This is a genomic window from Streptomyces diversicolor, assembly GCF_057537855.1.
On record NZ_BAAJXA010000014.1, the window covers coordinates 87,358 to 102,156 of the forward strand.

The following is a 14,799-nucleotide window of genomic DNA, read 5'->3' on the forward strand; positions in this document are numbered from 1 at the left end:
GATGGGACGGGCGTGACCGTGTGGCCGGTGAGCCGCCCACCTCCACCGACTCCGTGGGGGAGTCGGGGTCGGACGGCCGAATGCCGTCGGCGCGTCCGGCCCGCACCCCACGGGTGGGGCGGGCAGGTCCCCATTGGGGTGGGGATCAACCGCCCCGGGCCTTCGGGCCCTTCCAGGGGCCTCACCGGGTCAACCCCAGCCCGGTGAGGCCCCGCCCCCTGCGGCACGGCGTGCCAGCACACCAGGCATCATGTGACAGGTATCACCGCTCAGGTGTGACCCGCGATTTAGAGGCCCCCCGGATGCAGCGATAACCTGCGAGACGGACATGCCGCGCGCTCGGACACCGTGTGCGCATCCCTTGTGACACATGCGGACGTCACGTTGCCCTTCGCGGCACGCCCACGCATCCAACGAACCGCGAGATCACTGATAGGGACGGAAGCGCGTGGACCTGTTCGAGTACCAGGCGAGGGACCTCTTCGCCAAGCACGATGTACCGGTGCTGGCCGGTGAAGTCATCGACACGCCTGAGGCGGCGCGCGAGATCACCGAGCGGCTGGGCGGCAAGTCCGTCGTCAAGGCGCAGGTGAAGGTCGGTGGTCGCGGCAAGGCCGGTGGCGTGAAGCTGGCCGCTTCCGCGGACGAGGCCGTCGCCCGTGCGACGGACATCCTCGGCATGGACATCAAGGGCCACACGGTCCACAAGGTCATGATCGCCGAGACCGCCCCGGAGATCGTCGAGGAGTACTACGTCTCCTTCCTCCTCGACCGCGCCAACCGCACCTTCCTCTCCATCGCCTCCGTCGAGGGCGGCATGGAGATCGAGGAGGTGGCGGCCACCCGCCCGGACGCCGTCGCCCAGACCCCGATCGACGCCATCGACGGGGTGACGCCGGAGAAGGCCCGCGAGATCGTCGCGGCCGCCAAGTTCCCGGCCGAGGTCGCGGACAAGGTCGCCGACGTCCTCGTCAAGCTGTGGGACACCTTCATCAAGGAGGACGCCCTCCTGGTCGAGGTGAACCCGCTGGCCAAGGTCGCCTCCGGTGAGGTCATCGCCCTCGACGGCAAGGTGTCCCTGGACGACAACGCGGAGTTCCGTCACCCGGAGTTCGAGGAACTGCACGACAAGGCCGCGGCCAACCCGCTGGAGGCCGCCGCCAAGGAGAAGAACCTCAACTACGTCAAGCTCGACGGCGAGGTCGGCATCATCGGCAACGGCGCCGGCCTGGTCATGTCGACCCTGGACGTGGTCGCGTACGCCGGTGAGAAGCACGGCGGCGTCAAGCCCGCCAACTTCCTCGACATCGGCGGCGGCGCCTCCGCGCAGGTCATGGCCAACGGCCTGGAGATCATCCTGGGCGACCCGGACGTGCGCTCGGTGTTCGTCAACGTCTTCGGCGGCATCACCGCCTGCGACGAGGTCGCCAACGGCATCGTGCAGGCCCTGAAGCTGCTGGAGGACAAGGGCGAGGAGGTCACCAAGCCGCTCGTCGTCCGCCTCGACGGCAACAACGCCGAGCTGGGCCGCAAGATCCTCTCCGACGCCGCCCACCCGCTGGTGCAGCGCGTCGACACCATGGACGGCGCGGCCGACAAGGCCGCCGAGCTGGCCGCCGCCAAGTAAGCACTCAGGACGAGGACACCAACACACCATGGCTATCTGGCTCAACAAGGACAGCAAGGTCATCGTCCAGGGCATGACCGGCGCCACGGGCATGAAGCACACCAGGCTCATGCTCGGTGACGGCACCAACGTCGTGGGCGGCGTGAACCCGCGCAAGGCGGGTCAGACCGTCGACTTCGACGGCACCGAGGTACCGGTCTTCGGCACCGTCAAGGAGGCCATCGAGAAGACCGGCGCCGACGTCTCCGTCATCTTCGTGCCGGAGAAGTTCACCAAGGACGCGGTCGTCGAGGCCATCGACGCCGAGATTCCGCTGGCCGTCGTGATCACCGAGGGCATCGCCGTGCACGACACGGCTGCCTTCTGGGCGTACGCCGGCAAGAAGGGCAACAAGACCCGCATCATCGGCCCGAACTGCCCCGGCATCATCACCCCGGGCCAGTCGAACGTCGGCATCATCCCGGGCGACATCACCAAGCCGGGCCGCATCGGCCTGGTCTCCAAGTCCGGCACGCTGACCTACCAGATGATGTACGAGCTGCGGGACATCGGCTTCTCGACGGCCGTCGGCATCGGTGGTGACCCGATCATCGGCACCACGCACATCGACGCCCTGGCCGCCTTCCAGGACGACCCCGACACCGACCTGATCGTGATGATCGGTGAGATCGGCGGCGACGCCGAGGAGCGGGCCGCGGCCTTCATCAAGGAGAACGTGACCAAGCCGGTCGTCGGCTATGTCGCGGGCTTCACCGCCCCCGAGGGCAAGACCATGGGCCACGCCGGCGCCATCGTCTCCGGTTCGTCCGGCACCGCCCAGGCGAAGAAGGAGGCCCTGGAGGCCGCCGGCGTCAAGGTCGGCAAGACGCCGACCGAGACGGCCAAGCTGGCCCGCGGCATCCTCGGCAGCTGAGTCACCGGGCCCGGCCCCGCGGCGCAAGCGGGGGCCGGTCCTGCGGTCGACGAAGGGGTCCGCATCCCGTCGGGATGCGGACCCCTTCGCGCCTGTTCGGTGGGAGAACCCGCTCAGCGGGTGAGCGGTACCAGCCGTTCCGGCCCGTTCGCGGTCTCCGTGCGCAGCTTGGCCCGCAGTTGCTGCTCCGTGTGCGACAGCGGGCCCAGCGCGGGCTTCGGTGGAACGCCCCGTACCGCCTGCGCCGGGGCGAGCGGGGGTTCGTAGTGCGTCGGCGCGGTGCGCAGCGTGAGGGCCGTCGAACCGATGATCGCGACGGTGAAGGCGATGGCGGCCCGGGTCCAGAAGCGGTTGCGGCGCTCGCCGTGGGTGCGTACCGGCTCCGGCTTCTGCGCCCGCAGCCGTTCCGTCGAGGCCAGCTCGGCCAGCCGCCGGTGCAGCACCGCGGGGTCGGCCAGCTCCGGGACGCGCGCGGCCAGTTCGGCGCGGGCGTGTGTGAGCCGGCTCGCCGCCGCCGGGGTGCTCGCCTCCGTCTCGGCCGCGGTCTCGGGCAGGTTGAGCCCGACGCCGTCGTACAGCACGAGGGTGCGGCGGTACGACGGCGGCAGGCCGAGGAGCGCCTTCAGCAGCGCACGGTCGCCGGGGTCGGCGGGCGGTGGCTCGGGGTACCGGTGGCGCGGTCGGAAGCGGTGCCAGGGCGACAGGGCGCACTCGTACGCCGTCGCCCGCACCCAGCCGGCGGGGTCCCGGTCCTGGGCCACCTCCGGCCACTTCTGCCAGGCCAGTTGGAAGGCCCGCTCCACGGACTCGCGGGCGAGTTCGCGGCGCCCGGTGAGCAGATAGGTCTGCCGTACGAGGGCGGGGGCGCAGAACGCGTAGAGGGCATCGAACGCCTGAGCGGGCGTCAGGGTGGAACTCTGCGTCACTGTACGCCCTTTCGTGTGATAAAGAACATAAACATATATTGAGCGACACTTCGGTGGTTCGCCCGTTACAGCCGGACGGCGCGTGTCGTTGGGAGCATGGCGCTCGTGACGCAGATGACCGCTCGCCGACCGTCGTTGTCGTCCCTGCCGACCCGGCTGCGCGACCGCTCGCCCGGCTGGGGCACCAGCCTCGTGGGCGGCGTGATCGCGGCCGGCCTCGGGCTCGGCTCGTCCGCCGTGCTCGTGCTGGTGCTGTGGATCAGTTCGCCGTACCCCGACAGCGGTCCGGGCGGCGCGCTGCACCTCGCCGCCACGCTGTGGCTGCTGGCGCACGGGGTCGAACTGATCCGCACCGACACGCTGTCCGGTGCCCCCGCGCCCATGGGCATCACCCCGCTGCTGCTGCTTGTGCCGCCGGTGTGGGCGCTGTACCGGGCGGCACGGGACGCGGTGGACGCGCCGGACGACCCCGACGGGCCGCCGCCGGTCGCCGCGGGCACGGCGTGGGCCGGCGTCGTCCTCGGCTATCTCGCCGTCGCGGGCCCCGCCACCCTGTATGCCCGGGGCGGCGAGGTGCGGCCGGAGTGGCACTGGGTCGCCGTGTGCGTGCCGCTGATCGCCGCGGGCGCGGCGGGCGTCGGCGTGTGGACGGCGTACGGCCGGCCATCGGGGTCGCCGACGTCGCTTCCGGGCCTCGCGGCGCTGTGGCCCGAACGCCTGCGCCGCCCGGCACCCGGGCCGCGCGGCGCGACCGGACCGGGCTCGGCCCTCGGTACGGCCGCGCGGGCCGCCGGGGCCGGGGCGGCGGTGCTCGTCGGGGGCGGCGCGCTGCTGCTCGCGGCGTCCCTCGTGGCGCACGGCGGGGCGGCCTACGAGTCCTTCCTCCAGCTGACGGACGGCTGGTCCGGGCGGTTCGCGGTGCTGCTGCTGTGCGTGGGGCTGGTGCCGAACGCGGCCGTCTGGTCGGCCGCCTACGGTCTCGGGCCCGGGTTCGTCCTCGGCACCGGGCATGTGGTGTCCCCGCTGTCCTCCGATCCCGCGCCGCTGCTGCCGCCGTTTCCGCTGCTGGCGGCGGTCCCGGACGCGGGGACAGGGGGGCCGTACCACTGGGCGGCCGGGGCGGTTCCGGTGGCGGCGGGGCTGACCGTGGCCTGGTTCGCGGTCGCGGGGGCGGTGGGACGGCGGGGCGCGCGCCCGGGTGCGGACGCGGACACGGGCGCCGGCAAGGACGCGGCGGCGGTGGCGGCCGGGCGGTCCGCGTGGTCCGCCGCACGGACCGCGGGGGTGGTGGTGCTGGCCGCGGGGATGTGCGCGGCGGTGTGCGCGGTGCTCGCCGAGGCGGCGGGCGGGCCGCTCGGGACCTCGGCGCTGGCCCGGTTCGGCCCTGTGTGGTGGCAGACGGGCGGCGCTGCGGGAGCGTGGATCGCGGGCGTGGCCGGCCCGGTGGCGTTGCTGGTACGGGCCTGGCGACTGCGGACCTGGCGGGTGCGCAAGTGGCTGTCGCGGGCGAGGGGTTGGCTGACGCGGGGGTGGCGGAGGACTGCGGCCGGGCCCCGGCCGAAGCCGGAGCCGGTGTCCGAGCGGAAGCCGCAGCCGAAGCCGGAGCGGAAGGCGGAGGGCGTTCGGGTGGCGCAGGGCGCGGAGTGGGGTGGAGGTTCGGCGGGTTCCGACGCGTACGACTTGCTGCCTGCCGACGATCCCTTGGGGCCGGGGTGGCACGACGAGACGTCCCGGGAGGCCCGCCCCCACCCCCTCGCCCAGCCGCCGTCCGACTCGCTCGGCTGAAGAAGGGCCGCCGGCTGAACGGGGCTGGTGGTCAGGTGTTGGTGCCCAGGAGGGTCCGGAGTTCCTGGGGGAGCAGATGGTCGCAGGACTGCTTGGCCTCGTTGGTCAGGGCGTCGTTCACGCAGGTGTAGTAGTCGCGGTAGACCAGCTGGGCCGTGAACGTCGCGCCGACGAGGCTGAGGGCCAGCGCCGCGGTCACCAGGCCGCTGACCGCCGCCGCGGTCTGCGGTCGGCCGGTCTGCGGGCGGCCGGCCTGCGCGGGCGCGGGCTCGTCCGGGTCCGGGACGCGCGGCTTGGCGCGCAGCGCGGTGATGCCCCAGTACAGGGCGAGCGCACCCAGCAGCAGGGCCACGTACGGCCAGCTGAACAGGGCGAAGAAGAAGGCCCACATTCCGCACAGCAGGGCGTAGCGGGCGCGGCGCTGGGCCGGGTCCGTGGGGTCCCAGCGCATGCCGGGGCCGGGGGCGCCGCCACCCGGGCCCTGCGGACCGGCGCCGGGGCGCTCGCCGAAGCCGCCGGAGGAGCGGCCCGGCTGCCGGTCGCTCCACTGGCTGCCCCAGGGGGAGGGCTGCTGCGGGGTGCCGTTCTCGTCGGAGGAGGAGTCGTCGTCCCCGCCCTTGGGCCGCCGCGGCTGCCACGGTCGGTCCGGCGTGCCCTCCGGCGGCGGCGCGAACGGGTTGTCGTCCTGCGCTGCGCCGCCCCGCTCGTCCCCGTTCTGTCCGCCCGAGGGTGCGTCGGGCGGTGAGGCCGGGCGCTCCCGCACCAGCACGGCACCACGCTCCCCTCCCTGCACCGACTGCGGGGGGAACGTGAGGAGTCGCAGACTGCGGTCCGGCATCAACTGAGCGTCTTCCCCTAGGTGATCACAGCTGTCTCATGTGAGCTGACACTTCGGCAACGCACCGCACGACGACAGCGTTCCCGAACCGCTCCCTCCCAGACGCTACCTTCCGGCCACGCCCCCGTCCCGTGGGGGCCTTCCCGTATGCCGGTATCGTTGCTGACGGCCGACTGCTTCGTAGAGTTCCCCGTATCCAGGGGCGCGAAGCACTCGTACGAATGTACAAAGCGTCGTACGGGTGCGGCCGTCGTACCGAAGCCATTCCCCGAGAAAGGGCCCCACCGTGGCCGCCAAGCCCGAGGTCAAGCGCCTCGTCGTGCTGGTCTCCGGATCCGGCAGCAATCTGCAGGCGCTCCTCGACGAGATCGCGTCCAAGGGCGCCGACGCGTACGGCGCGCGGATCGTGGCCGTCGGCGCCGACCGTGACGGCATCGAGGGGCTGGCCCGGGCCGAGCGCGCCGGGGTACCGACCTTCGTGCGGCGGGTCAGGGACTACGCCACCCGCGAGGAGTGGGACGCCGCGCTCGCCGAGGCCGTCGCCGCCCACCGGCCCGATCTCGTCGTCTCCGCCGGGTTCATGAAGATCGTCGGCAAGGAGTTCCTGGCGCGGTACGGCGGACGCTTCGTCAACACGCACCCCGCCCTGCTGCCCAGCTTTCCCGGGGCCCACGGCGTGCGGGAAGCGCTCGCGTACGGCGTCAAGGTCACCGGTTGCACCGTCCACTTCGTCGACGACGGCGTCGACACCGGGCCGATCATCGCTCAGGGCGTGGTGGAGGTCCGGGACGAGGACGACGAAGGCGCGCTGCACGAGCGCATCAAGGAAGTCGAGCGAAGGCTGCTCGTCGAGGTCGTCGGCCGGCTCGCCCGCCACGGCCACCGCATTGAGGGACGAAAGGTAGTTATCCAGTGACCGCCGAGAGCATCGAGAGCGGTAAGCGGCCGATCCGGCGCGCGCTCGTCAGCGTCTACGACAAGACCGGGCTCGAAGAGCTCGCGCGCGGGCTGCACCAGGCCGGCGTCGAACTCGTCTCCACCGGCTCCACCGCCGGGCGGATCGCCGCGGCCGGCGTGCCCGTCACCAAGGTCGAGGACCTGACCGGATTCCCCGAGTGCCTGGACGGCCGGGTCAAGACCCTGCACCCCAGGGTCCACGCGGGCATCCTCGCCGACCTGCGGCTGGACAGTCACCGGGAGCAGCTGGCCGAGCTGGGCGTCGAACCGTTCGACCTCGTCGTGGTCAACCTGTACCCGTTCCGCGAGACCGTCGCCTCCGGGGCCTCGCCCGACGAGTGCGTCGAGCAGATCGACATCGGCGGGCCGTCCATGGTGCGGGCCGCCGCCAAGAACCACCCGTCCGTGGCCGTCGTCACCAGCCCCGAGCGGTACGCCGACGTCCTCGCCGCCGTGCGGGACGGGGGCTTCGACCTCGCGGCCCGCAAGCGGCTCGCCGCGGAGGCGTTCCAGCACACGGCGGCCTACGACGTGGCGGTCGCGAGCTGGTTCGCGGGCGAGTACGCGCCGGTCGACGCGTCGGGCTTCCCCGATTTCCTCGGCGCCACCTGGGAGCGCGCCGACACCCTGCGCTACGGCGAGAACCCGCACCAGCCCGCCGCCCTCTACGTCGACGGCACCGGCGGCGGCCTGGCGCGTGCTGAGCAACTGCACGGCAAGGAGATGTCGTACAACAACTACACGGACACGGACGCCGCCCGCCGTGCCGCGTACGACCACGACGAGCCGTGCGTCGCGATCATCAAGCACGCCAACCCGTGCGGCATCGCGATCGGCGCGGACGTCGCCGAGGCGCACCGCAAGGCGCACGCCTGCGACCCGCTGTCCGCGTTCGGTGGTGTGATCGCCGTGAACCGGCCGGTCAGCAAGGAGATGGCGGAGCAGGTCGCCGAGATCTTCACCGAGGTCATCGTCGCGCCCGACTACGAGGAGGGGGCCCTGGAGGCCCTTGCCAAGAAGAAGAACATCCGGGTGCTCAAGGCCGCGGACGGCCCGTGCAACCGGGTGGAGGCCAAGCCGGTCGACGGCGGTGTCCTGCTCCAGGCCACCGACCGGCTCCAGGCCGAGGGCGACGACCCGGCCAACTGGACGCTGGCGACCGGCGAGGCCCTCGGCGCCGGGGAACTGCGGGAACTGGCCTTCGCCTGGAAGGCATGCCGGGCGGTGAAGTCCAACGCCATCCTGCTCGCCAAGGACGGGGCCTCGGTGGGCGTCGGCATGGGGCAGGTCAACCGGGTCGACTCGGCGAAGCTGGCCGTCGAGCGGGCCGGCGCCGAGCGCGCCCAGGGCTCGTACGCCGCCTCCGACGCGTTCTTCCCCTTCCCGGACGGCCTGGAGATCCTTACCGCGGCCGGTGTCCGGGCGGTCGTCCAGCCCGGCGGCTCGGTCCGCGACGAACTGGTCGTGGAGGCCGCGAAGAAGGCGGGCATCACCATGTACTTCACCGGAACCCGCCACTTCTTCCACTGACGGTCGGGGCAGCAGGCCGTAGGGGCGGGTTGCGGTTCGTCGGCGGGTGCGGCTCGTGGGGGTCGTTCGCGCAGTTCCCCGCGCCCCTGAGGTGGGACCGGCTGGGTCCCTTCGACCGGTGCCGGTTTCCGCGAGGTGGGTTGCCGTTCGTAGGCGGGTGCGGCTTGTGGGGGTTGTTCGCGCAGTTCCCCGCGCCCCTGAGGTGCCTGGTGGTGAAGTTGCGGTCCCGTGGCAGTGGGACGCAGCAGGGCCGTGTCTCCCTGTCCGGGGGACACGGCCCTTGGCTGTGGTCGCGGCGGGGACGCGGGGCGCGTCCCGGTGGGTCAGTTCTGGACGACCATCGTGCTCGCGGCCTTGTCGTGCCAGCCCTGCTGGCGGCCGGACTTGTCCCAGAACGGGGACAGGTACACGATCAGTTGGCCGATGCCGCAGACGAAGCCGCCGACCATCGGGATGATCCAGCGGATGAACGCCGAGCCGAGGCCGGGCTTCTGGCCGGTGTCGGCCTTCACCACGCGCAGGCCGACGGCGAGCTTGCCGAGGGTCGCGCCCACCAGGCCGGTCATCAGCCACTCGTAGAGCAGACCGGCGATGGCCAGGACGCCGATGACGGCGCCGAAGGTGGCCGCGAAGTCCGAGCCCGCGTCATTGATGCAGCTGTTGTAGTTCGAAGCGTTCGGGTCGCAGTCCTTCACCGAGCCGAGGGAGCCGGCGACGCCGATGGCGGCGAAGACGAAGTAGATGATGAAAAGGATCACGAAGTCGATCACGCGGGCACCGAACCGGCGGCCCATCGACGCGACGCGCGGTCCCGCGCCACCGCCCGGGTAGCCGGGCTGCTGAGGGTAGCCGTAGCCCTGCTGCGGCGGGATGCCCGGGGCCTGCGGGTAGCCGTAGCCGGGCTGACCGGGCGGGCCCGGCTGCTGCGGGTAGCCGTAGCCCTGCTGCGGATCCTGCGGCGAGCCGTAGGGGTTTTGGGGCGAGCCGAAACTCATGGCGGGATTTCCTCCGTTGTACTGCGGGGACGACGCGGATGGCGCGGAGGAACGTCAGAGCATGAGCGGTTTGCCCCCCAACACGGACCGCGATACTGCGCCGTTCATCGTTATGGCTGGGACAAGCCCTTGTCCAGCCGCATTCGCCAGGCGTTGTGCAAGTGCAACATCTGCGATCTTGGACGAACCGGAACCCAGACAAGCGGGCGGCCCCGGATTGGAACCAGGGGCCGGTCATCCGGGAGGATGGGGTCATGACCGCCCAGATTCTCGATGGCAAGGCCACCGCAGCCGAGATCAAGTCCGATCTGACCGCCCGCGTGGCGGCGCTCAAGGAGAAGGGCATCACGCCCGGCCTCGGCACGATCCTGGTCGGGGACGACCCCGGCAGCCAGAAGTACGTCGCCGGCAAGCACCGGGACTGCGCCCAGGTGGGCATCGCCTCCATCCAGCGCGAGCTGCCGGGCACCGCGACGCAGGAGGAGATCGAGGCGGTGGTCCGCGAGCTGAACGAGGACCCCGCCTGCACCGGCTACATCGTCCAGCTGCCGCTGCCCAAGGGCATCGACGAGAACCGCGTCCTGGAGCTGATGGACCCGGACAAGGACGCGGACGGACTGCACCCGATGAACCTGGGCCGTCTCGTCCTGAACGAGCCCGCCCCGCTGCCCTGCACACCCAACGGCGTGCTGACCCTGCTGCGCCGACACGGCGTGGAGATCAAGGGCGCCGAGGTGGTGGTCGTCGGCCGCGGCGTGACCATCGGCCGTCCGATGCCGCTGCTGCTCACCCGGCGCAGCGAGAATGCCACGGTCACCCAGTGCCACACCGGTACCCGTGATCTTTCGTCCCACCTCCGGCGCGCGGACATCATCGTCGCGGCGGCCGGTTCCGCCCATCTGATCCGGCCCGAGGACGTCAAGCCGGGCGCCGCGGTCCTGGACGTGGGCGTCTCGCGCAGCGCCGACGGCAAGATCGTCGGCGATGTCCACCCCGATGTCGCCGAGGTCGCCGGGTGGATCTCCCCGAACCCGGGCGGTGTGGGCCCGATGACCCGCGCGCAGCTGCTCGTCAACGTGGTCGAGGCGGCGGAGCGCAGTGCCGGCTGAGAACACCCACCCGGACGCGGAGACGACGGTCCGCGACGCGATCAGCGCGCCCGACGCCGACGGGCGCCCCAAGCGGGCCACGCGCCGCTTCCCGCTGTTCACCAGGGACACCGCGCGCCCCGAGGGCGGCGGCCGGGCCGCGTCCGGCGATCTGCCGGCGCCGGCCCGCCAGTGGCCGTTGCTCGTCGTGCTGTCCGCGGTCGCCCTGGGCCTGCTGCTGACCGCTCTGGACGTGGTCCGGTACGGGACGCTGCTGATCGGGGCGGCCCTGCTGGCCGGGGCGGTGCTGCGCTGGGTGCTGCCCGGTGTCGGCATGCTCGCCGTGCGCTCGCGCTTCACGGACATCGCCACCTATGGCGTGCTGGGGCTGGCGATCGTCCTGCTGGCGATGATGGCCCAGCCCAGGCCGTGGCTGGAGATCCCGTTCCTGAAGGACACCCTGCACTTCACGCTGAACCAGTAGGCCCGACGCACCGGAAGGGGCACGTCCACCGGGCCGGTCCGCCCGGCCGGGCCGGTGCCCGCACGGGAGACGCGCCCGGCCGGGCCTGCGCCCGCACGGGAGGGGACGGCGGCCCGTCCCCTCCCCCGAGGGGAGACGGGCCGCCGTCGTGTCTCCACCCTCCCGTGCCACGCGTGGCCTGTTCAACGCCTGTCCGGACGCTGTGGCACGGAAGTGACCATTCCGGTACGGTGTCCGCGCCCTGCGACAAGGAGGGGCCCGCGGGCACCCAGGCCGCCCCCGTGACATGCGAGGTCACCACCGCGTGACCAGTGTGCCGATGTCCCGACAAGTTCGGGGATACCTCGGAAAGCACCCGCACAGCCGGGCTAACGTGGCCAATCGCGACGCTCCGGTGGACCGGGTGCCGGGCGGCGTGCAACGGTGCATCCCCAACGGGTCCGATGCTCCCGTGCGCCCCCTCCCACGGAACTGCGATCCTTAGGGGACGCATCCCCGTGGGTAGCCAGAACCGGGGACTGGCGACGGGGTGCCACGCGGGGGAAGCGCGGGGTGACGCCGGGACCACAACAGCACTGACCGGGGGGAAGAGGGGGAGACCCATGCCTCGTTGGAAAGCCTTGCCCGATGAACTCGATCCGCAGATCAAGGAGTTCGCGAGCCAGCTGCGGCGGCTCGTGGACCGCAGCGGGCTGAGCGTCGCGGCGCTGGCCGACCGCACGGGCTACAGCAAGACGTCCTGGGAGCGTTACCTCAACGGACGGCTCCTCGCACCGAAGGGCGCGATCGTCGCGCTCGCCGAGGTCACCGGCACCAATCCCCTCCACCTCACCACCATGTGGGAGCTGGCCGAACGCGCCTGGAGCCGTTCGGAGATGCGGCACGACATGACCATGGAGGCGATACGCATCTCCCAGGCGCGCGCCGCGCTCGGGGAGTTCGGCGGGCCTCAGCCGGGCGGGAAGGGGAGCGGCCCGGCCCGCAAGGGCGGCAGCGCGACGGCGATGCCGGGGGTCGCGGGCCCCACGGGCGTGTCCCCGACGGTCCCGCCCCAGCCGTCGGCGTCCGACGCCGACGCGCGCGAGGGGGCCGGGCGGACCTCCGGAACGGGCGTCAACTCCTGGAAGCTGGCCGGGTACCAGGGTCCCTCGCGGGCGGGCGGCCGTCCGCCCGCGTCGTCCGCACCGCCCGCTTCCGCCGCCCCCTCTCCCGGCGCGTCCCCGCACTCCGCGCCCCTTGCCGGTGCGGCCCCGAACGGTGCCGGCCGGTCCGCGGGCGCTGCGGGTCCGTACGGGCAGCCCCCGCAGGGGCCGGGCGGCGGCGCCCCCGCGCCCCGGGGAGCGGGCGGCAAGCGGCGGGCGGCCCTGTTCCTCGCGGGACTCGTCGGAGTGCTCGTCGTCATCGCGGCCGTCTTCTTCCTGACCGACGGCGGCGGTGGGAAGCAGAACGAGGGCACGGAGAAGTCGCCCTCCCCGTCCGCCAGCACCGTGGCCGACCTGCCGCCCGGGGTCAAGTGCGTGGGCAGCGGCTGCACGGGCAAGGACGCCGAGACCATGGGGTGCAGCGGCGACCTGGTGACCACCGCCAAGACCGCCGCCGTCGGCCCCACCACCGTCGAGGTCCGCTACAGCAAGACCTGCGGCGCGGCGTGGGGGCGGATCACCGGCGCCGGGCAGGGCGACGAGGTCCGCATCGCCGCCGGCACCACCAGCCGCACCGGCGGGGTCACCGAGACCGGCGACACCATCGCGTACACGCCGATGGTGGCCGTGCGGACCGCCGCGGAGGCCAGGGCCTGCGCGACCCTGTCCACGGGCCAGACGGGCTGCACGCCGTAGCGACGACGGGGCGACGGGGGACGTCGGGAGCGGCGAGGGCCGTCGGGGCGGTGAGGGTGGCGAGCCCGGCCGCCAGGGTTCCGCGGGGGCGGTGAGGGTCGTCGGGCGCGGCGAGCCCTGCCGCCAGGGTTCCGTGGGGCCGTCGGGGGCGGTGAGGGTGGCGAGCCCTGCCGCCGGGGTTCCGTGGGGCCGGTGAGGGCCGTTGGGGGTGGCGAGCCTGGCCGCCGGGGTTCCGCGGGGCCGGCGACGCACCCGCCGCGAGGAATCGCCGTCGGACGCGCATGGTCCGCGTCATCGTGGGCACGCGAACCGTACCCCCACGGGATCCGGATTCCGGACTCCCCGAGCGGCGGCCGCCCTTGTCCCAGCTCTCCCGGACGGGCGGCCGCCTCTTCCGTGCGGTCTGTGGGGTGGGCCACACGGGGCGGGCAGTCCGGGATACCGGATGCGCGATAGCCTGACCGCTGGATCTCTCTTGACGCCAAGAGATCGATCAACCGAACCGTGATCGATCATCGCGGCGGGCGCCGGTCACAAGCCGGGCGGGATCCCGTACCCCCGGGGCAGGGACGCCCCACCGCCAGCTGTCATACGGAGAACGCCATGACCCGCACTCCCGTGAACGTCACCGTCACCGGCGCGGCCGGCCAGATCGGTTACGCCCTGCTCTTCCGCATCGCCTCCGGCCAGCTGCTCGGCGCGGACGTGCCGGTCAAACTGCGCCTCCTGGAGATCACCCCGGCGCTGAAGGCGGCCGAGGGCACGGCCATGGAGCTGGACGACTGCGCGTTCCCGCTGCTGCAGGGCATCGACATCACGGACGACCCGAACGTGGCCTTCGACGGCGCGAACGTCGCCCTCCTCGTCGGCGCCCGGCCGCGCACCAAGGGCATGGAACGCGGTGACCTCCTGGAGGCCAACGGCGGCATCTTCAAGCCGCAGGGCAAGGCCATCAACGACCACGCCGCGGACGACATCAAGGTCCTCGTCGTCGGCAACCCGGCCAACACCAACGCGCTCATCGCGCAGGCCGCCGCCCCGGACGTGCCGGCCGAGCGGTTCACCGCGATGACCCGCCTCGACCACAACCGCGCGCTGACCCAGCTCGCCAAGAAGACGGGCTCGACGGTCGCCGACATCAAGCGCCTGACCATCTGGGGCAACCACTCCGCCACCCAGTACCCGGACATCTTCCACGCCACCGTCGCCGGCAAGAACGCCGCCGAGGTCGTGAGCGACGAGAAGTGGCTGGCCGAGGAGTTCATTCCGACCGTCGCCAAGCGCGGCGCCGCGATCATCGAGGCCAGGGGCGCATCCTCCGCGGCCTCCGCCGCCAACGCCGCCGTCGACCACATCCACACCTGGGTCAACGGCACCGCCGAGGGCGACTGGACCTCCATGGGCATTCCGTCGGACGGTTCCTACGGCGTCCCGCAGGGCCTGATCTCCTCCTTCCCGGTCACCGCGAAGGACGGCCGCTACGAGATCGTCCAGGGCCTGGAGATCAACGACTTCTCCCGCGCCCGCATCGACGCCTCCGTCAAGGAACTCCAGGAGGAGCGCGAGGCGGTCCGCGCCCTCGGCCTCGTCTGACCCCCACACCGACACCCCCGTCGGCACACCTGGGGCCCGCGTGACGGCGGCCCGTACGACCCCCTTGGGGTGGTACGGGCCGTTGTCGTGTCCGGGGTGCGGGGCTGGTGTCGCTGCGCGGCGCCGGTGCCCTTGCCCCAGGGCGTCCGGGCACCCCGGAGCGGGGTCCGCGCGGGGTCGGCGCCATGGCCCGGAGGTTTCCGGCCACCCCGGAGCGGGGCCCGC

At 72.7% G+C, this 14,799-nt stretch carries 12 protein-coding genes; 9 read left to right on the top strand and 3 right to left on the bottom strand.

What is annotated here, in order from left to right; all coding sequences use genetic code 11:
* Positions 1 to 448: 448 nt before the first annotated feature.
* Positions 449 to 1,627 carry an ADP-forming succinate--CoA ligase subunit beta gene (sucC, locus tag AC27LF_RS18395; RefSeq protein WP_479657091.1) on the top strand — a complete coding sequence of 393 codons (1,179 nt, stop codon included), beginning with the start codon at positions 449 to 451 and terminating at the stop codon, positions 1,625 to 1,627.
* A gap of 28 nt (positions 1,628 to 1,655) precedes the next feature.
* Positions 1,656 to 2,540, top strand: coding sequence for a succinate--CoA ligase subunit alpha (gene sucD / locus AC27LF_RS18400; protein WP_479657092.1), 885 nt, complete (start codon positions 1,656 to 1,658; stop codon positions 2,538 to 2,540).
* 113 nt (positions 2,541 to 2,653) lie between these two features.
* On the opposite strand, the gene AC27LF_RS18405 is transcribed toward sucD, so the two are convergent.
* A complete protein-coding gene (locus AC27LF_RS18405; protein WP_479657195.1) occupies positions 2,654 to 3,505 on the bottom strand; it encodes a sigma factor-like helix-turn-helix DNA-binding protein in 852 nt (283 codons plus the stop codon).
* Between the two features lie 57 nt (positions 3,506 to 3,562).
* On the opposite strand from AC27LF_RS18405, the gene AC27LF_RS18410 reads away from it, so the two are divergent.
* Positions 3,563 to 5,251 carry a cell division protein PerM gene (locus tag AC27LF_RS18410; protein ID WP_479657093.1) on the top strand — a complete coding sequence of 563 codons (1,689 nt, stop codon included), beginning with the start codon at positions 3,563 to 3,565 and terminating at the stop codon, positions 5,249 to 5,251.
* 31 nt (positions 5,252 to 5,282) lie between these two features.
* Here the strand turns inward: AC27LF_RS18410 and AC27LF_RS18415 are convergent, their stop codons facing one another.
* Positions 5,283 to 6,089, bottom strand: a complete 807-nt coding sequence (locus tag AC27LF_RS18415) for a hypothetical protein (protein ID WP_479657094.1) — start codon at positions 6,087 to 6,089, stop codon at positions 5,283 to 5,285.
* Positions 6,090 to 6,375: 286 nt separating this feature from the next.
* Here AC27LF_RS18415 and purN point away from each other — a divergent pair, with 286 nt between their 5' ends.
* Positions 6,376 to 7,005: a phosphoribosylglycinamide formyltransferase gene (purN, locus tag AC27LF_RS18420; protein WP_479657095.1), complete on the top strand. Its 630-nt coding sequence runs from the start codon at positions 6,376 to 6,378 to the stop codon at positions 7,003 to 7,005.
* Entirely contained in the window at positions 7,002 to 8,576 is a 1,575-nt protein-coding gene (gene purH / locus AC27LF_RS18425) for a bifunctional phosphoribosylaminoimidazolecarboxamide formyltransferase/IMP cyclohydrolase (RefSeq protein ID WP_479657096.1), read from the top strand. The genes purN and purH overlap by 4 nt, the downstream gene beginning before the upstream one ends.
* Before the next feature lie 323 nt (positions 8,577 to 8,899).
* Here purH and AC27LF_RS18430 read toward each other — a convergent pair whose 3' ends face one another.
* Positions 8,900 to 9,571 (bottom strand): RDD family protein, encoded by a 672-nt coding sequence (locus AC27LF_RS18430; protein ID WP_479657097.1) that lies wholly within the window; start codon positions 9,569 to 9,571, stop codon positions 8,900 to 8,902.
* Positions 9,572 to 9,825: 254 nt separating this feature from the next.
* Here AC27LF_RS18430 and AC27LF_RS18435 point away from each other — a divergent pair, with 254 nt between their 5' ends.
* The 4 genes from AC27LF_RS18435 (at position 9,826) to AC27LF_RS18450 (ending at position 14,574) form a co-directional block, all read left to right on the top strand.
* Positions 9,826 to 10,680: a bifunctional methylenetetrahydrofolate dehydrogenase/methenyltetrahydrofolate cyclohydrolase gene (locus AC27LF_RS18435; RefSeq protein WP_479657098.1), complete on the top strand. Its 855-nt coding sequence runs from the start codon at positions 9,826 to 9,828 to the stop codon at positions 10,678 to 10,680.
* Positions 10,670 to 11,143: a DUF3017 domain-containing protein gene (locus tag AC27LF_RS18440; RefSeq protein ID WP_479657099.1), complete on the top strand. Its 474-nt coding sequence runs from the start codon at positions 10,670 to 10,672 to the stop codon at positions 11,141 to 11,143. Before AC27LF_RS18435 ends, AC27LF_RS18440 begins: the two co-directional genes overlap by 11 nt.
* 602 nt (positions 11,144 to 11,745) lie before the next feature.
* On the top strand, positions 11,746 to 12,981 hold the full coding sequence (locus AC27LF_RS18445; protein WP_479657100.1) for a helix-turn-helix domain-containing protein: 1,236 nt from the start codon (positions 11,746 to 11,748) through the stop codon (positions 12,979 to 12,981).
* A gap of 603 nt (positions 12,982 to 13,584) precedes the next feature.
* Positions 13,585 to 14,574 (top strand): malate dehydrogenase, encoded by a 990-nt coding sequence (locus AC27LF_RS18450; protein ID WP_479657101.1) that lies wholly within the window; start codon positions 13,585 to 13,587, stop codon positions 14,572 to 14,574.
* Positions 14,575 to 14,799 lie beyond the last annotated feature (225 nt).